At 67.6% G+C, this 18,132-nt stretch carries 14 protein-coding genes and 1 pseudogene; 8 read left to right on the forward strand and 7 right to left on the reverse strand.

Annotated elements, in window-relative coordinates:
* Positions 1-25: 25 nt before the first annotated feature.
* From D0Z08_RS00880 to mobF, 3 genes are all read right to left on the reverse strand, one after another.
* Positions 26-1,045, reverse strand: coding sequence for an IS30 family transposase (locus D0Z08_RS00880; protein ID WP_220453962.1), 1,020 nt, complete (start codon positions 1,043-1,045; stop codon positions 26-28).
* Between the two features lie 525 nt (positions 1,046-1,570).
* Positions 1,571-2,218 (reverse strand): hypothetical protein, encoded by a 648-nt coding sequence (locus D0Z08_RS00890; protein WP_118921749.1) that lies wholly within the window; start codon positions 2,216-2,218, stop codon positions 1,571-1,573.
* Positions 2,152-3,168 (reverse strand): MobF family relaxase, encoded by a 1,017-nt coding sequence (gene mobF, locus D0Z08_RS00895; protein WP_245993462.1) that lies wholly within the window; start codon positions 3,166-3,168, stop codon positions 2,152-2,154. Before mobF ends, D0Z08_RS00890 begins: the two co-directional genes overlap by 67 nt.
* A 254-nt stretch (positions 3,169-3,422) precedes the next feature.
* On the opposite strand from mobF, the gene D0Z08_RS00900 reads away from it, so the two are divergent.
* From D0Z08_RS00900 to D0Z08_RS00925, 7 genes and pseudogenes are all read left to right on the forward strand, one after another.
* Positions 3,423-3,776: a hypothetical protein gene (locus D0Z08_RS00900; protein WP_118921751.1), complete on the forward strand. Its 354-nt coding sequence runs from the start codon at positions 3,423-3,425 to the stop codon at positions 3,774-3,776.
* 498 nt (positions 3,777-4,274) lie between these two features.
* A complete protein-coding gene (locus D0Z08_RS00905; RefSeq protein WP_182481082.1) occupies positions 4,275-4,718 on the forward strand; it encodes an IS110 family transposase in 444 nt (147 codons plus the stop codon).
* Complete coding sequence (locus D0Z08_RS00910; protein WP_118921753.1) at positions 4,651-5,913, forward strand: tyrosine-type recombinase/integrase; 1,263 nt, start codon at positions 4,651-4,653, stop codon at positions 5,911-5,913. Before D0Z08_RS00905 ends, D0Z08_RS00910 begins: the two co-directional genes overlap by 68 nt.
* On the forward strand, positions 5,910-8,438 hold the full coding sequence (locus tag D0Z08_RS00915; RefSeq protein WP_220453963.1) for a site-specific integrase: 2,529 nt from the start codon (positions 5,910-5,912) through the stop codon (positions 8,436-8,438). The genes D0Z08_RS00910 and D0Z08_RS00915 overlap by 4 nt, the downstream gene beginning before the upstream one ends.
* A 59-nt stretch (positions 8,439-8,497) precedes the next feature.
* A pseudogene (locus D0Z08_RS00920) lies at positions 8,498-9,232 on the forward strand (IS110 family RNA-guided transposase); the annotation flags it as partial.
* Between the two features lie 737 nt (positions 9,233-9,969).
* Positions 9,970-10,110 (forward strand): hypothetical protein, encoded by a 141-nt coding sequence (locus D0Z08_RS31860; protein ID WP_182481083.1) that lies wholly within the window; start codon positions 9,970-9,972, stop codon positions 10,108-10,110.
* Between the two features lie 84 nt (positions 10,111-10,194).
* Positions 10,195-11,061 carry a M23 family metallopeptidase gene (locus tag D0Z08_RS00925; protein ID WP_342772307.1) on the forward strand — a complete coding sequence of 289 codons (867 nt, stop codon included), beginning with the start codon at positions 10,195-10,197 and terminating at the stop codon, positions 11,059-11,061.
* A 445-nt stretch (positions 11,062-11,506) separates the two neighbouring features.
* Here the strand turns inward: D0Z08_RS00925 and D0Z08_RS00930 are convergent, their stop codons facing one another.
* Together D0Z08_RS00930 and D0Z08_RS00935 are read right to left on the reverse strand one after the other, a co-directional pair.
* A complete protein-coding gene (locus tag D0Z08_RS00930; RefSeq protein ID WP_118921759.1) occupies positions 11,507-12,334 on the reverse strand; it encodes a DUF5995 family protein in 828 nt (275 codons plus the stop codon).
* Positions 12,331-12,882 carry a hypothetical protein gene (locus D0Z08_RS00935; RefSeq protein WP_118921761.1) on the reverse strand — a complete coding sequence of 184 codons (552 nt, stop codon included), beginning with the start codon at positions 12,880-12,882 and terminating at the stop codon, positions 12,331-12,333. The genes D0Z08_RS00930 and D0Z08_RS00935 overlap by 4 nt, the downstream gene beginning before the upstream one ends.
* 782 nt (positions 12,883-13,664) lie before the next feature.
* On the opposite strand from D0Z08_RS00935, the gene D0Z08_RS32840 reads away from it, so the two are divergent.
* Positions 13,665-14,414: a MarR family transcriptional regulator gene (locus D0Z08_RS32840; protein WP_245993464.1), complete on the forward strand. Its 750-nt coding sequence runs from the start codon at positions 13,665-13,667 to the stop codon at positions 14,412-14,414.
* A 509-nt stretch (positions 14,415-14,923) separates the two neighbouring features.
* Here D0Z08_RS32840 and D0Z08_RS00950 read toward each other — a convergent pair.
* Complete coding sequence (locus D0Z08_RS00950; RefSeq protein ID WP_118921765.1) at positions 14,924-15,673, reverse strand: endonuclease/exonuclease/phosphatase family protein; 750 nt, start codon at positions 15,671-15,673, stop codon at positions 14,924-14,926.
* 585 nt (positions 15,674-16,258) lie between these two features.
* The gene (ltrA, locus tag D0Z08_RS00955; RefSeq protein ID WP_245993466.1) at positions 16,259-17,785 is read right to left on the reverse strand and encodes a group II intron reverse transcriptase/maturase; all 1,527 of its coding nucleotides are present in this window, start codon (positions 17,783-17,785) and stop codon (positions 16,259-16,261) included.
* Positions 17,786-18,132: the final 347 nt, after the last annotated feature.

Genomic DNA, 18,132 nt, shown 5'->3' on the forward strand with positions numbered 1-18,132 from the left:
GGCGGTTTCCAGCGATCGTCGCGAATCAGATAGTGATGAGTTGTTGCCGCCATCGTCGCATGAGCTGCGATGGGGACCGGTCATCGAGGCATGCGCGGGGGCGGTCGTTGAGTTCCTCGGCCACCTCCCGGAGCCGCTCGTCGGTGAAGAGGCTGAGATCGGCGCCCTTCGGGAAGTACTGACGAAGCAGCCCGTTGGTGTTCTCGTTGGTGCCGCGCTGCCAGGGCGAGTGCGGGTCGGCGAAGTAGATCCGCACCCCGGTCGACTCCTCGATCCGCTCGTGGTGGAACATCTCGTTGCCCTGATCCCAAGTCAGCGTGCGGCGCAAGACCGGCGGCAGCGGGGCGAAGACCGCGGTCAGTGCATCGCCGACGACCTGAGCGCTGTGGTTGCCCCGGATCGGGACCAAGATCGTGTGCCGGGTCTTGCGTTCGACCAGGGTCGCGATCGCCGAGCGCTGGCCGGCTCCGACGATGAGATCGCCCTCCCAATGCCCGATCTGGGTGCGCGTCTCGACGATCGCCGGGCGGTCGTGGATCGAACGCATGTTGGTGCACTGCTTCAGCGCACCCTCCCTACTGCGACCCCGGCCGTGGCGGTGCCGGTAGGTCCGACCAGTCCGCAGCATCTGCTGGTCGATCACGCTGAGCAATCCCCGATACGCCGCCTCGTAGATCGTTTCGACACACAGATGCCACGCCGTCCGCTGGGGCCAGCGACGCCGCAGCCACCGGCTGATCTGGGCCGGTGACCACCGCTTTCCCAGCTTGCCTGCCACGGCGGCTCGCAGGGCACCATCGATGGCGAGCCGCCGCGCTTTAGGACGACTGCGCCGCAGGTGGGCCTGGTTGTGGGCGAACCATGGCTGATAGCTCCCGTCTGGCTTCCTGTTGCGGGCGATCTCCCGATACACGCTCTGGTAGCTCTTGCCGATCCGTTCCGCGATCGACTTGACTGATTCGCGAGAAGCGAGACCTTCGGCGATCTCGATCCGGTCGTCCTGGTTGAAGTACCTGCTGCCGATCGGCTTCTCGATGACGCTCACGCTGCCAGCGTCGATGAACCACAACGACCCGCAGCTGAGCGACACACCGACCTTCTGCGATGCAGCCGAACCGCTGAGGCCTTGCCGGATGAGTTCGAAGTAGCGGCGCTTCACATCAAGCGACGACTTGTTCCATGCGTGCCTGGGCATGCGGATCCCTTCCGGAGGGATTCGCGACGTTCGTTAGACATCGCCGGAGGTCCCCGCCGACCTTGATGCCACGCGGCCCCAAGCCCCGGGTTCGCCAGGCGTACAAGGTGGCCTTCGGTTTCCTCAGCCACAGAGCAACCTGATCCGCAGTCAGCAATGGGTCGAACAATGGAAGTCCGTTGTGATCGACCGGCACTGTGACCGGCTGTGCGGTGCGCTGTCCCGGAGCGGGATGGCTGCGCTGAGTCGTGGTCTTCGCTGGCTTGGACGCCGTCGTGGTGTTCTCAGGCGGGGTCGATGCAGGCTGCTGGCCGACCGCTCTACGGCGGGCCTGGAGTTCGGCCTTGGACGGACGACCCATGGCGGTTCCCTGTCTCACTGGCCGTAGCGGCTCGTGCCGAGGCTGCGGGCGGCGGGGAATGGGGACGGCGGCCGGGGTGCGGTCGGCGTCATGTCGAGAGTCTGACGCAGGGCGGCCCGTTGCAGGGGATTGCTGAACTGTGCGACTGGCGACCTGGGCGCTGGCAGGTTGACCAGGTCGGCGAGGGTGGCCTCCAGTCGTGAGCCTCTGCGGACTCGGACGGGCCCTCCCACGTGACGAGGGCTGCCATCACGCAGGTTGGAGCTGGAGCGAAGCAGTTCCCGCCGCAGCGACCTGCCTAGGTTGTGGGTGACCTCGTGCGTGGCGTTGGCCAGGGCGAGCATCTGGTGGGGCTGGAGAGTCACCACCAGACCCTGGTCCTCCATCCGGGTGATCGCCGCGGTGATCTCGCCCTGTTGCCAGAACCGGCGCATGTTCGGTTCCTGCGGACTGACGTCGACCAGGTGCCGGAGCTGCGGCTGCAGCGATTCCAGCACCTCGCCGCGGGCGTCGAAGAACGACACGAACGTCGCAGTCTTGGGAGCGCGGGCCGCCATCTTCGAGAAGACCCGGCACAGGTGAAGCTGGCTAGCCGTCAGCTGACGGGCAGAGTCGGCGCTGACCTCCGGCTCGCCCGAGAATGCGGAATCGAAGGCGACCATCGGGCGCAGGAACGTCGCGAGTCGCTGCTGGGCGGCCGCGAGGTCTTCGGGCACCGAGACCAGCGACACCGGGTGGACCACCTTCGAGACCGCTCCTGACGTGCGTGGCGTGGCCAGGTCGGGGGCGTCGCTGGTGGCACGTGGGTGTGCAGGTGAGGGTCGGAAGAGCGGGCGTCGCGGTGGGTGAATATGCCCGCGATCAGCCCCTTCGCCTTGACCTGCTGGAGCCCGCCGCGGCCGCGGCGCGTGAACAGCACCTCTTTCTCCAGCCACGACAGCGTGGCCTCGACGGCCGAGTGGTGTGCGGCCTCGATCTCTTTGGCGACGTCGCGGGCGGCCAGCGCCCACAGCGTCGAGACGGACTTCACGGGTGCGAAGGTGAGGTCGTAGCCGGCCACCGCGGTGGTCTGCTGGCGGGTGGCCTTGGCCATGAACGAGCCACGCTCACGGTCATCGATTGGGGCCCGACCGTGCTCGCGGAGGAAGTGCTCGTTGGCCAGTTCGGTGCGGATCTTCGCCCGCACCTCGGCCGGCACCGGGGTCTTCCAGTGCGCACCGTGCTGCAGGTTGTAGGCGATGTAGCGCTTGGCGGTCTCCTGGATGAGCTCCGGCTGGTTGCCCCGGTAGATCGCGAAGATGCGACCGAGCTGGGAGGCGTTCTTGGCCTGCGCGACGCTCTTCCCGGCGTCCAGGGCGGCGTTCTCCAGCCTCTCCGCATCCGGGTGACGACCCTCGCCGAAGAGGTTCCGCATGTGGGTCTCGGTGACCTCGGAGCCGACGGCGACCCCCAGTTCGCCGAGCCCGGCGCCGAACCAACGACCCGGTGACTCGCCCTTCTCCGCGTAGTAGTCGGCCAGTCCCGCATGGCCGCGGTCGGTCGCATCGTGCACGGCGACCTGACGGGTCAGGTACGTGTACCCGTCTCCCGCGGTCAGCTTGTGCACACCCATCACGTCACGGAGAAGCAACCTCGGCGACCCGGTTTCGGACGTCTGCCCGGCACCAATTTCCGACAGTGCATGGGGTGCGAGGCAGGTGAGGGGGTCCGCGGCGCGGTGGCGAGCGGCGGCGGTGCTCGCCTCGACGGTGGGTCCGAAAGTCGGGCGCGGGCTGTCCGATCGGTCGGGCGCGACGTTGCTTCTGTCTTGTGAAGGCGTCGCGGTGACGTGGCCGCGACCACGGATCAAGGAAGAGGTGGTTGCCAGTGAGCACCGCGGCACAGGCGCAGGCCGGTCGTGACCGCGCCCGGGAAAGCCGGCTGAAGGCGGCGCGGGAGCGCCGGCGTCAGCTGGACCCGCTGCAGCTGGCCCGAGAGCAGCGGATCGATGAGGCCACGGTCGACGTCGAGCTGGCGTGGGAGGCCCGGGCCGAGGCCGAGCGGGCGATGGACGCGGCTGAGGTTGCGGCTGGGACCGCGGTCGAGCGACTGCTGCGTGAGCAACTCTCGGTGGCTGACGTGGTGCAACTGACCGGGTTGGGTCAGCCAACGGTCCGGCGGCTGCGGCGGACCGTTGCGCTGCAAGAGCAACCCCGCGGTGAGGAGATGGGCTCCCTATGAGCACCCGGCGCGCGGCCAACCAAACCTTCGCCTACGCCCGGCGCCGAGTGCGATTCCCCGGCTGCCCTGCACCGGCACACCCGGGGTCGCCGACGTGCCTGAACCACCTGTTGGTTCGGATCTCCGGCTGCGGGTCGTGGGTCGACGATCGGCACGCGGACGGGGGACATGGCTGATGGCGACTACCGTGCCGTCGTACCTGGACGCTCCACTCCAGCCGCTGCTGTCGGGAGCACGGCTGGCGCCGAGGATGCACGAGGTGTAAAGCACTGCGACTTCGTCGCTTCACCGGGGGGAAGAGAATCGTGGTCGCGTTCGCTCGGCGACGTCGGCACACACTGGTGCGGGTGAGCCCGATGAGGTATATGGATCGGGGTCTTCGGCTGCCTCTGGATTGTTGCTGCGAGCACGTGGGTTTGTGTCCTGGCAGAAGGCCTTCCGAGCGGCGTCGGCTCGGCCGTCCGGGCGGGCCGGGTTCGCAACGAGGAGCTGATCAAGATGGAAGTGCTCTACGAGCGGGTCGCGGGACTCAATGTCGGCAAGGCGTCGGTGACGATGTGCGTGCGCACGCCGGGTACGCGACGTGGCAGTCGGCACAGTCAGACGCGCACGTTCAAGACGACGACGGGGTCGCTGGCAGTGATGCGGGACTGGCTGCTCGAACACGGCGTGACGATCGCGGCGATGGAATCGACCTCGACGTATTGGAAGCCGCCGTTCTACTGCCTGGAGGAGGCGATGACGGTGTGGCTGCTCAACGCCGCGCACATGAAGGCGGTGCCGGGCCGGAAGACCGACCTGTTGACCGAACTACCGGGTGGGTCTTGCCGGCGGTGCGTGTGGGGTTGCGCGGTGATGGCTAGGTTCACCGCTCGTGACCGTCGACGGAGATGTGCCCCGGGAGTTGTCCGGGCTGGTGGTGCCGCGGCAGGGGTCGCTTGAGGCGACCGGGGATCTGTTCCAGCCGTACCGGCTCGTTGACGCCGGTGGTGAGGTCGTCGTATCCGCCTCGGCGTTCTTCGCCGAGCTGGTGGCGTGCGGGCGGCCGGCGACGACGCAGCGTTCGTATGGGATGGACCTGCTGCGCTGGTTCCGGTTTCTGTGGGCGCTCGGGGTGGGCTGGGATCAGGCGACCCGAGCCGAGGCGCGGGACTTCTTCCGGTGGCTGCAGATCACGGTCAAGCCGGTCCGGCCGCATTGGCGGTATCCGGCCGGTGACGCTCCGGGATCGGGCACGGGACCGGTCGCGGCGAAGGTGAACGCGGTGACCGGCAAGCCGTCTCGTGGGGACGGCTACGAGGCGGCGACGGCTGCGCATTCCGAGAGCGTGCTGCGCGGGTTCTACGACTTCCATCTGGAGGCCGGGACCGGGCCGATGGTCAACCCGTTCCCGCTGTCTAGGCACCGCGGGCCCGGGCGGGCGCAGGCTCATCACCATCCGATGGACCCGTTCACCGGGCAGCGCAGCGGCCGGTACCGGCCGAAGGTGGTGACCCGGGCACCGCGGTGCATCCCGGATGAACGGTTCGATGAGTTGTTCGCGCAGCTGGGTTCGCACCGGGATCGGGCGCTGGTCGCGTTCTGGGTCTCGACCGGCGCGCGGGCCTCGGAGCTGCTGGGTGCCAGGGTCGCCGACGTGGACCCGGGCCAGCAGCTGCTCACCGTGATGCGGAAGGGAACCCGGGTGCTGCAGCCGTTGCCGGCCGCGCCGGACGCGTTCGTGTGGCTGCGGCTGTATCGGGCGCAGTTGGCCGATCTGGTGCCACCGGGCCGCGACGAGCCGTTGTGGTGGACGCTGCGGCGTCCGTTCCGGGCGTTGAGCTACGACGCGGCCCGGGTGATGTTCACCCGCGCCAACGCCGCGTTGGACGCGAACTGGTCGCTGCACGATCTTCGCCACACCGCGGCGTATCGGATGGCCAGGGATCCTCAGATGCCGCTGACCGACGTGCAGTGGGTGCTGGGCCATGCGCACCTGTCGACCACGCAGCGCTATCTGAACCCGGTGACCGAGGACGTGATCGCCGGGGTACTCGCCTTCCACGCCCGGCAACGCGATCGCGCCCCGGCCGCTCCGCCGGCGCCGGGATATCGGGCCGAGAGCCTGCAGATCTTGTTCGGCGAGGACGGCTCGTGACCGCCAGCAGTCAGCGGGTGATCGCCGAGGTGATCGTCGGGGCGGCCACCGATGCCGCATCGGCGTCGAGCGGGCCGGTGAAGCCGACCGGGGCCCAGTTGCTGGCCGCGTTCCCGCCCCGCCCGATCGCGTCGTCGTGGCCGGCGACCGAGGCGAGCCGGTCCGCGGTGTTGGCCCGGGTCCTGGCCGCGCCGTTCACGTTGGACAACCCGGCCAGCCAGCAGACCCGCCGGCTGGGGGTGCTGGCGGTGCTGAACTGGCTGCAGACCCACCCCGGGGACAGCTGGCAGCAACGGTGGCGGGCCAGCGGCGCGGAGGATCGGAGCGACTGGCGAGACCTGCTCACGACCGCGGCGGCCGGTCGGTCCCGGGCCAGGACGGACACCGGGACACACCTGCCGCACCTGAGCCCCGGACTGCTGGTGCTGATCTGCGCCGACGTGATCCGACCCAGCGTGGGGTGGCTGCTGCGCTTCGCCCCGGCGCGACGCAACCTCGCCACCGAGATGGCCCGCACCCGGGATGCGGCGGCGTTCGCTGCGCTCGCCGAGTCGTGCACCCAAGGCCGGGTCGGACTCCAGAGCGGACAGCAGGCGCTGACCCGGGTCGCGGTCATCGTGGCCGCCAAGGGCGGGCCGGTCGCCGCGGTCCGGGTCGGTGACTGCGTCGAACTCCTCCAAGTCGCCGCCGGCATGCGCGCCACCTCTGAGGGGCACGCGCACAGCCCGCTGTTCTACCACCTGCTGCGCAGCCACGGTGTCTTGGGCGAGGACGCGCCCGCGGCGATCGAGATGTTCTCCGGCCGCGGACAACCGACCTGCGAACAGCTGATCGACCGCTACAAGATCACCTGCCGCCCCGTGCGTGATGTGCTGGTCGACTACCTGCGCGAACGCCAGCCGTCGGTGGACTTCTCCTCGCTGCAACGCTTCGCCTACCTGCTCGGGAAACTGTTCTGGGCAGACCTAGAAGCCCACCATCCCGGCATCGACTCGCTCCAGCTGCCCCGCGATGTCGCCGTGGCCTGGAAGCAGCGGGTGATGACCCGCACCCGCACGACGACCTCTCCCGCCGGCGAGCCAGTGACGCAGGTGTCGGTGCGGCTGGACGGGCGCAGCGTGCTGTCGGCAGTGCGCGCCTTCTACCTCGATCTCGCCGAGTGGGCCGACGACGACCCGGGCCGGTGGGGGCCGTGGGCGGTGCGCTGCCCGGTCAGCGCCAGCGACGTTTCGCACAAGAAGGACCGGTCCCGGCGCAAGTCCCGGATGGACGCCCGCACCCGGGAACGGCTGCCGGTGTTGCCGGCGCTGGTGTCCTGGGTCGATGCCGAACGGGCCCGCACCGCCGAGGTGCTCGCCGCCGCCGAACGCACCCAGCCCGGCGGGCTGTTCACCACCGCCGGCCAGACACTGCGCCGGGCAGTGATGAAGACCGAGACCACCGGCCGGATCTGGGCCGAGCATCCCGACACCGGGCAACGACGCGACCTGACCTTCGAAGACCACCGAGGCTTTTGGACCTGGGCGATGGTGGAGGTGCTGCGCCACACCGGCATCCGGATCGAGGAGCTGACCGAGCTGTCGCACCACAGCCTCATCCAGTACCGGCTGCCGGCCACCAGCGAGCTGATCCCGCTCCTGCAGATCGCCCCGTCCAAGACCGACGCCGAACGGCTGCTGGTCATCTCACCCGAACTCGCCGATGTGCTGTCCACCATCGTCGCCCGGGTCCGCAGCGGTCAGCATCACGTGCCCATGGTGGTCTCCTACGACAAGAACGAACGCGTCTACAACGCACCGATGCCGCTGCTGTTCCAATGGCGCCGACGGCTGGAGAACCGCCCCGTCAGCGAGACCTCGCTACGCGGCTACCTCGACCACGCCCTGACCGCGCTCGGCGTCAAGGACGCAGGCGGCCGTCCGATGCGCTACACCTTCCACGACTTCCGCAGGCTGTTCATCACCGACGCGATCATGCACGGCATGCCGCCACACATCGCTCAACTCGTCGCCGGGCACCGTGACATCAACACCACCATGGGCTACAAGGCCGTCTACCCCGAAGAGGTGATCAACGGGCACCGGGCGTTCATCGCCCGCCGCCGCTCGTTGCGCCCCGGCCAGGAGTACCGCGTCCCGACCGATGAGGAATGGGCCGAGTTCATCGGCCACTTCGAGCACCGCAAGGTCGCCGTCGGCGACTGCGGCCGCTCCTACGACACACCCTGCATCCACGAGCACAGCTGTCTGCGCTGCCCGCTCCTACGGCCCGACCCCGCCGCCCGACCCCGCCTGACACAGATCCGCGACAACCTCATCGACCGCATCGCCGAAGCCGAGTCCCACCGCTGGCTCGGTGAAGCCGAAGGGCTGAAAGTCAGCCTCGCCGGCGCCCGCGCCAAGCTCGCCCAGATGGACCAGATCACCGCCCGCCGCAACCAGACCGTCCACCTCGGCACCCCCAGCTTCGCCGACACCGCCGGCCGCACCAGCTCCGACCCGCACCACCTCCGGAACCATCAGTGACCCCCGCCGGCAAGCAGCCTTCCCAGATCATTTTCTAGTTCGGAGAAGACGTCCGCGACGCCACCGACCTGGCCGACCTGCTCCGAATGGGGCGACTGCCCGAGGCGTGGATCGCACCGCCGGCGACCCGGGAGCTGCGGGAGCTGGTGCGGCACCGGGCCAAGCTGGTCGGGCTCCGCTCGCATTGCAAGGCCGAGGTGCACGCGGTGCTGGCCAAGTGCGGGATCCAGGTGCTGATGACCGACCTGTTCGGTGTCGACGGCACCGCCTTGTTGGATCGGCTGAAGCTGCCCGCGCCGTACGCGGCGCGGATCGCCTCGCTGCGTCGGCTGCTGGAGGACCTGGAGTTCGAGATCGACCTGTTCACCAACCTGGTCCAAGGCCAAGTCCGCACAGACCCCGGCTACGTGGCGCTCCAGCAGATCCCCGGGATCGGCCCGGTACTCGGAGCGGTGTTCGTCGCCGAGGTCGGCGACGTGTCTCGGTTCGCCACCGCGCCACAGCTGGCCTGTTGGGCCGGGCTGACCCCCAAGCACCACGAGTCCGACACCCACGTGCACCGCGGCCGGATCACCAAACAGGGCTCCCGACTGGTCCGCTGGGCCGCGGTCGAGTCGGTCCAACTGGTGAGCCCCCACACCCGGGTCGGCGCCCTACGGGACCGGGTCGCCGCACGACGCGGGACCAACATCGGCAAGGTCGCCGCGGCCAGGCTGCAGATGGAGTACGTCTACTACGCGCTGCGCGACGGCCACGTCCGCGCACTCCAGCATCCATCGCGGGAGTCGGCATGAACGGCACCCACAGGTTCCCGGCCGGTCGCGAGGTCGTGCAGGTCATGACCCCCGTCCGCGGCGAGGTCGCGCTGACTGATTGACCCCGACCGACCGGACTGGCGCACCCCATCATGCCGCCCGGCCACGACCTACTGGCCGACCACGCGGCGAAGGGATGACCGAGCAGCCACACCGGCCTGCTCCCCACGGCAAAGCACCGGCACTGATGCGAGCCACGTCCACCAACCTCCACCCAGACGACTCCGGGGAGAGGACTGCCACACCCACCCCTCGACACCCGAACAGGATGCGCCGAACGGCGTCGGCGTCAAGGCCCTGCCGGCCGCTCCGCGGTCGGGCTCCGCCCGAGCCTGGACCCCCGCCGCCTCATCAGCGCGCGCAACTACCGGGTCGAGGACAAGAAGAAGGCCGGCCAACACTCTTGACCGGCCCCGCTCCTTCAGGGATGACCTCCGTAGATGAATTGGCGAGTCGGCCCGGGTAGGGGATCGTGCGAGGGGCTTGGGTCGTCAAGCCCTGTACGACAATCACATGCAGGCCGGGCAAAGTGCGGGCACGCAACTCCGTTGACTGGTCCAACAGCCGAGCTGGGCCGGTGCCGTCGCGGACTGCAGTGAGGTCTATGTCACCGTCACGGACTTGTCGCCACGACGGGTGTGTAGTTCACCGAGCCGGGTGATGAAGTCGAACGCCTGATGTACGGGTGAAGCTTGATGTGCTGCCTGGCTGACTCGATGTTCACCAACCCGTCCGTGGCGACCGGGACGGTGATGCGACCGACTATCGTACGCGAGCCCGCCCTTGCCACCGGCTTCCGAGGCGTCGATATGCTCGTCATCAACGACGATTTCTTCCGCTTCTATCGGCTGGCGTAAGCAGCCCGCCGCCTGACGTGCGGCAACGGCCGCGCGGGGCCACGAGTGGCCTCAGGAGTGTGACGCGAGAGTGCACCGGAACGCGTGCGGCCTACTGGGCGAAGTGCAGCGGGGCTTCGCGTCGCCTGCATCAAATCGTTCCGCAAGCCGATCAGTGGTCGGGGAGGCACGTCTGAACACACGCGTCAAACCGCAGTGGTCCGCGAGTTCGCCACCGTGCGAGAGCTTGCGCGGTCGGGGGACCCCGTCTTCCTCGTCGGCGACTTCAACGACGGGCAGGACGACCCTCGAGCACATTGCCGGCTTCGCGGATCAATGACGAACGCCTTCGGGGCGGGTGTTGCTGTCCCGTGCCAGCCGCCCGCCCGCGACCGGGGTGTCGATCACATCTTCGGCGCAAACACCTCGTTTGTTGCCGCAGATGTTGATCCTGCACCCCGGCTGCAGCGACTCAGTGACCACCCGCTGGTCACGGCGACCGTCGCGGCAGTGCCGCCCGCCACGGTTGTGCCCCCGGTTCCCCCAGCGCTCGTCGGCACCGACGTAGACAATTGGGGTGATGACGGGGGTAGTCATTGGGACTCGTGGCACACCGGCACCGACTTCTCCGTCCCGTGCGGGACCCCGGTCCGCGCTGCGACGAGCGGCACCGTCGAGGTTGACGCCAATCAGCCCTGGGCGGGCAGGTGGCTGGTCAAGGTCGTCACCGGGCCGGACTCGGTCGCCACCTGGTACGCCCACATGCAGACTCTCGACGTCCATGCCCGGCAGTCCGTACGTGCCGGTCAGCAGATCGGCGAGGCCGGTGCCCGTGGGAACGCCACCGGCTGCCACCTTCACTTCGAGGTCCACCTCCACAACGGGAGCATCTACGGACCCGACAACGTCAACCCGAGCCAGTGGCTGGCGCAACACGCGTCCAGGACGGGCGCTGCACTGCCGGCGGTGTAGGTTCTCATTCGATCTGTCTTGAGCATCTCGCCGCGCAGCCATTCGACTCGGTTGGGCACGATGGTTGGCGGACCGCAGCGATGGGGGGCAACCGGGTGCGGGCCTTGCCCGCCTCCTCGTAGGCGGCTCGGACGGTGGGTGCGGCGAGCGAGGCGTACAGCAGGGTCATCTCGGTGGACACGTGGGCCCCCGCCCGCGTCCTCGGCGTCGCCCGGCAGATCGTGCTCTATAACGGGTCACCGCATCGACGGCGACGGTGCCGAGGTCGATCCGCGCCGTTCGGCCATCGCCCGGGTCGACGCCAGCCCTCGGGGACCTCGGGCGCGATGCGGTCGCGGACACGTGGCCTCTTCGAGTTCGCCGTCATGATCGGAGCGCTTGAGGACAATCCAGTGCCAGCGGCACCTGAGCCCCGCCTGTCGCTTGGAGCCCGGAACCTTGCCGTTCAGGGCGTGGAACTGGCCGACGGCCAGCGTCGTCGCTCGGGCACCAGCAGCCGGCCGGCACGCGTGGCCACGCGCAACGCCCACCAGTCAGGTTCCCGGACCTGCTGGATGAAGGCGCCGGTACTCGTGCGGATTGATCGTTCGGCGTCGTCGGCCGCAGCCGGGTCGGTGAGCCGGGAGAAGTTGAACCAGGCCATACCGCGGGAAACGCGGATCCCGTAGTTGGAGAACAGCTCGTCGTTGCGCGCGAAGATCCGGTCGAGGTCGGCCAGCCACCAGCAGTAGCGGGAGGCGAGTTCGTCCTGGACGAAGTCGATCGCTATCCCGAGGACGTCGTTCATCAGGTGGAAGTCGGCGATATGGCTGGTGACATTGGACCTGGCGGCCATCCGCCTCATCGCGACGGGGAGGTCGTAGGTGATGTGCGCCATCATCGAGAAAAGTGCGTCCTCGAGGACGTATGAGCGTCCGCCGCTGATGGCCGCGAACACCTCTCGCCACGGCTCGGGCACCGTGTGAGGGAGTTCCTCGGGGGCCACTGTGGTCTGCGGGGTAGTCCCGGTCCTGGCTGCCCAAGCATCCATCGCGTCGGAGGCGGCGAAGTACTCACCGGCCAGGCTCTCGGCGAGGTCGGCGACCCATGACGGGTCCCGGAACACGGGGTCACCGACGCTCAGTGCGGTGGCCAGGGATCTGGTCAGTTGCAGGTAGAGGTAGGCGAAGACAGCCCGGCTGTCGCGTGCCGCTTCGTAGCGGACGACGTACTCGGCGAGTCGCTCCGCGACGTCCGCGACCGCCTCTTCGGCCAGACGCGCTGATTCTGTCACGGCCGGTCACCTCGGGTTGCCTGCTCGTGCGCTTCTGCCCACGTGCAGCGCAGTTCGCCGGCGAGGCTGCGGCGGTCCATTCCGACCTGGTAGGTGGCCGTCCACGGGCTGCCCAGCAGCGGCATGTGGTAGGTCGACCCGAGACCGTCGGACCTGATCTGCGCCGGATACTCGAAGCTGCGGGAGAAGATGCGCGGGATTGGCCCGAAGTGCTCCTGGGCAATCACCCTCACCCCTTGGCCGTCGGGGGACAGGATGTAGCGCTCGTGCAGGTCGTACAGCGGGATTCGGAACTTGGACAGCCGGACGGCGTTGTCGACCACGCCGCGCTCGCCCTCGTCAGGATGCGGCACGACGACCGAGGTGAGACGGGACGGTCCGGTGACTGTCTGGGTCGCCTGCATCGCCGCGACCAGTAGAAGGTTCTTGACGCCGATGCGGGCGCGGCGCATCTCGCGCCACCCGGTCACCTTGAATCTGAACGTGCCGGCCCAGCCGCCCGCGCCCACCTCGAAGTAGTAGATATGGCTTGGCAGCTGTGCGCTCATAACGCGTCCCGAGTGTCGGTCAGCAGTGGGCCCGGACGCTTCGCCGGATCTGTGACAAGAGTCCTCTCGCGGGTAGGGACCGTCAAGGTTACGTTTCAAGGGCATATTGACGTGAGGCAGCACGCGTCTCCCGCGGCCGTTTGCCCTAGCCTCGAACCCGAAGGCGCGGAGAGGGAGCCGCCCCTCCGACGATCTCAAGGGAAACTGATGGACGATCGCGACGTCGCGTAGGCGGCCAGGAGCCGCTCGTCGTCCCAGACTCTGGAGGAGTCCGCGGTGCCAGGCAGTCGACGTTTCACAGGATCGAACCGCGATGAATGAGGAAATCGAGTCGGGTGACGCAACCGATCACCCTCGAGCACAGTCCGAACCAGTGGAGGCGCGTCCGTCAATCCCGTCGACGTGTGAAGTACCACGCGGCGGTCTTGGCCGCCGTTGTGACCGTGACGAGTTCCCATCCGTCGGCTCCGAGTCGGCAATCTTCTGGTCGGCGCCGTCGACTTCCTCGGACTCGGTCGCGTCTTGCTGCCAGAAACGTAAGTGTCTTCAGGTCGTCCGACACGAACTGACGCACGACCCCGCGCTCGAACTTCCTCATGCCCCAAAGGATCCCTCACCGGGACGGCTCAACGTCCGGCAGAAGAGTGCGTTTGCGACGAGCCGCGTGGTAGTCGGGCCCCGCGTCATTGGCGGCGGAAAGACGCGAGCCTCCTCGGGTCATGCTCCGTCGAAGGGGACGCTGAACAGGTGGGATCCGACGTTGGGTCCTGCGATCATCGAGCATGGCCACAATCGCCGAGCGCATCCTCGAAGCGATTCGATTCAGACCCATGGACGACGACCAGCTTGCCCGACGACTTGGGGTGAGCCAGCGACAGTCGATTAACCAAACGGCGCGACGGCTAGAAGCCAAAGGGCTTCTTCGCCGTCACGTCGGTCCCGACGGAAAGATCGTCAACGCGCTGCCAGACGCGACGGCGCCGGGCCCCACGGTTGCGTCAACGCGTTCTTCCACGATCGCCGCGGCTGGCACTTCCACCTCAATCCAGCCAATCAGCGAGTGTGGACGGCGCTCGAAAGCTGGTCGATACCGGCGCTTGAAAAGTGATCGGTTTCGGGCCGAAACTGTTCAGTTTTCGAGCGCCGCCGACAGCGAGGACGAAGTGAAGGCTGCGGTACGGGACATGCTGGCCGCCGAAGGCTTCGAGGTCCAGGTCGCCTGGGGCCGAACCCCTGGTATCGATATCGCCGCGAGCCATCCCGACGGTCGTCGATGGGTGGTCGAGGCGAAGGCCGAACTGGGTGCGGCGGGCCCTCAGCAGCACAACTACTTCGTCGGCATGCTGGGCGAGCTGGTGCAGCGGATGGATGACCCGACCGCGTCCTATGCAATCGCGATGCCCGACAACCGGCAGTACCGAGGACTCGTGCAGAGGCTGCCGACCCTCGCGCGCGAGCGCCTCATGCTTTCGGTGTTCTGGGTGAGCCGGACCAACACATCGTTGGTCGTCACCGCGGACCCACCAGCTTGACGCTCACCCCCGGTCAGAGCGCACGACTACGGGAGCTACTCGCCGCGTAAAGACACAGATCCACTAGCGAAGCGATCGGATAACAGGTCCGGTCACGAGCGCTCGACATCTCGTGATGACGTCGAACAACATTTCGACCGAACTTCCGTCCGACCCGGTCGAGTCGACGGCCCGTTACGTCAAAGGCGCGCGGTTGATCACTGTCTTCTCGTCGGGTGGGTCGCTGTCTCCCTGTGGCCCCATCGCCCAGTACTTGTGTTTACCGAGCACTAGGTAGTGGTTGTGGTAGATCGGGCGCGCGGGAGGGGGTGGCCACGGCTCCTGAACTCCGTGCGCGCCGATCAGCTGGCAGAGTGCCACGAAGTCCTCCAGCAGGTCGGGCCGCCAGGCCTTCACGGTGTATTCGTGTGGCCAGTCCGGCATGGTCGTGGCGAACTGTCAGCGCACGGCAGCGATGAACTCCCGTGCCTCCTGCTCGGCAGCCGATCGGGACGAGGTCTGCACGGCCCTCACCACTCCAGCGCCAGGGGTGCGTGATCGCTGAGCTCGGAGAGGTAAGGCACCTGCAAGACCTGGCATGACTTCAGCGTCTTCCACGTTTGGTTGTCGGTGAAGAGGTGGTCGATCTGGTAGAGCTCCTCGCGCCCCTTCCGGAAGAGCGTGCGTTCCTCGCCGGCGTGGAACTTGGGATGGGCTGCTCGCCATTTGGCGTCGCGCGCCCGCGTGAACCACCTGGTTGCCGAGTCCTTGTTGTACATGGCATCGAACCGCACGCTGGTGTTCAGGTCGCCGCCGACCACGAAGCGGCTTCCGCGCGGCCGGGTCACGGTGGCCAGGTCTTCGAGGATCAGGTCAAGTGCGTGGTGGCGGCCGCCTTCGTAGGTGGGCACGTCGGTCAGGTCTAGCCCCTCGATGAGATCAGGGGACAGTGGATTGACCACGGCGTGGATGCTGGCGAACAGCATGGCTGCTGGTCCCACCGTGATCTGTGCAGTCGTCACGAGGTCACCGACCGCCGGATGGAACCGGCCTTGCAGCGGCGACGCTTCCAGGCCGTTCTTGCTGTAGACCAGCGTGCCCCGGGCAGGAGTGATGTCGCGGTACGGCGTGAACGCCCAGAGTTCGGCTGGGATGTCGGTCGGCGCGAACGCTTCCTGGAGCAACGCGACATCGGGGTCCCATGCCAGGACCTGCTGCCACGCTCGCGGGGCAGAGCGTGCGTAGGCGATTCCGCCCATGTTCCAGGTGATGACGCGCATCGAGGCCTCCTGCGGATAGCGGATAGGCCGCCGAGGCCGGGGCGCCTCGGTCGAGCTATGTCATTAAAGCCGGAACCTCCGACGCATGGCTGGTGGTCCCGATGCGACGATCACGGACCTCGGTGGCTCTTCACGAGCGTTCATCGCCATGTGTAGGTGATCGCAGATCCAATCCGATCACCCAACCGAACCGTAGGCCCAGGGCTGCTGTCGCGGCGGAGTGACGCGGGTAGCGGGCTGGCGTCCCGAAGCTCGCCGTGGTCTACATCCGCGATCAGGCAGGTCGCCACTCGGGTGATCGCGGTTGAGGTGCAGCCAGGCAGGTGGGCGTAGCCTGTCGAACCGATGTATCTCTCCTCCGGCTCGCCGCATCTCACCCCAGATCAGGTCGCGGAACTGGACGACACGTTCTTCAGTTCGGACCCCCTGGGGCATTTTCGCAGCGCGATAGAGATGCTTTTGGTGGAGTCGGCCTGGGGCGCGGTGCCGGCATTGCTGCTGGTCCGTTTCCCCAGGCCGCTCGCCGAACCCGGCGTGCGACTTTCACCGCACCGGGCTCTCCATGGTCTCTGCCGTGAGGTTGGTTCAGGCAGCGCTGACCCAGGGGTTGGGGATCTGGTTGCCCCGGTAGCGGTACCTCGTGATGGGTATCGTCTCGGGGTTGAACAGGTCGATCCCGTCCGCGCTGATGGGATGCCACCGGCCGGTGTGGTCGGTGAGCCAGCGACGGATGTCCTTCCACTTCCAGCGGTGCCGGGTTCGCATCATCCGCACGATCCTCCACCACGTGTAGTGCTGGAGCTTGCTGAACGTGCGTTGTGCGATGGCGTGCTTGAAGTAGTTGGTCCAGCCCCGCGTGATCTGGTTGATCCGGATCAGCAGAGCCCTGAGGTCGTGCTGTGACGTCCTGGGGGTCAGGGCACGGATCTTGGCCTTCACCGACCGGAACGGCCGGTCGGCGATGAAGGTGTAGACGTACCACTTGTTGGTGCCCCTCTTGCGTTTCCACTGGATGCGGAAGCCGAGGAAGTCGAACCCCTGGCTCATGTGCACGATCCGGGTCTTGGTCGCAGAGAACCGCAACCCGAGTGGAGCGAGCACCTGAGCGATCTCCTCGCGCAGTTCGGTGAGGTGCTGGTCGGTCCCATCGGTGAGCACCACGAAGTCGTCCGCGTAGCGGACCAGGCGCCAGTTCGGCAGGTCTTTCCTCTTCCTCACCTGACGTCGATACGAGGTCGACATCGGCCCGTCCGGCTTCCACCCCGCGTGCAGGTGCTCATCGAGCACCGACAGCGCGATGTTGGCCAGCAGCGGGGACAAGATGCCGCCTTGCGGCGTGCCGGTGCCGGTGTCCTCGTAGTCGCCGAGTTCGGTAAGGATCCCGGCCTTGAGGAACGCCTTGACCAGCCGCAACACCCGCTTGTCCTTGACCCGGCCTCGCACGCGGTCCATCAGGGCCACGTGGTCGATGGAGTCAAAGCACGCCTCGATATCCGCGTCCAGCACCCACCGATAACCCTGGGTACCGAACTTGTGGATCTCGGCGATCGCGTCGTGTGCGCGCCGCTCGGGCCGGAACCCATAGGAGACCGGCTCAAAGTCGGCCTCGAAGATCGGTTCCAGCACCAGTTTCAACGCCGCCTGGACGACCCGGTCAGCCACCGTCGGAATCCCGAGGCGCCGCACTTTGCCCGACCCGCCCGGCTTGGGGATCTTGCGCTCCCGCACCGGTTGCGGTCGAAACTCTCCGGACTTGATCTGCATCCGGAGGTCGTCCAGAAACCGCGTGACACCGACCTCGGCTTCGATCCGGGGGACAGTCCACCCGTCCGAGCCAGCGGTCTTGGCCCCGCGGTTGGTTGCGACCCGGTCCCACGCCACGATCAGCGTGGCCGGGTCGTGCACGAGGTTGAACAGGTCGTCGAACCGGCGACCAGGATCGGCCGCCGCCCAACGGTGAAGCTTGGCCTGCATCTCCGATACCCGCCGCCGCGGCCCCACCGGCGCATCACCGGTGTTGTCGTCGTCGGTCCGGGCGTCACCATTCGGTAGCGCCTCTTTCGGCATTACAGCCTCCAATCTCTTCTCGATACCACTGCCGCCCTTCGCCATGTGACCGGCTCTCCCGGCCTCGGACTACTACGGCGGCTCCGTCCCACCCCAGGCCGTTCGACCGACGATGTGCCCAGCCCGACAAACCTCGCTGGTCGCGACGTCCCGGGCGGACCCAAGGTGGTTCCCGTGTTCACTTGTTGATCGCTCGACGGAGGAGGCATCCGACTCGACCCCTGCGACATCGCCGTGGCTACCCCGCAGCACGTCACCGCGGCCTCCTGAGGTTCCCCCCGGACCGTAGAGGCATCGACAATGAGGATCGAGATGCCAGAGAAGCGGAAGAAGTACGACCGGGAGTTCCGTGAGGGAGCTGTCCGGATCGTCGAAGAGACCAACAAGCCGAT

The organism is Nocardioides immobilis (assembly GCF_003515065.1).
Classification (GTDB): Bacteria; Actinomycetota; Actinomycetes; order Propionibacteriales; family Nocardioidaceae; genus Nocardioides; species Nocardioides immobilis.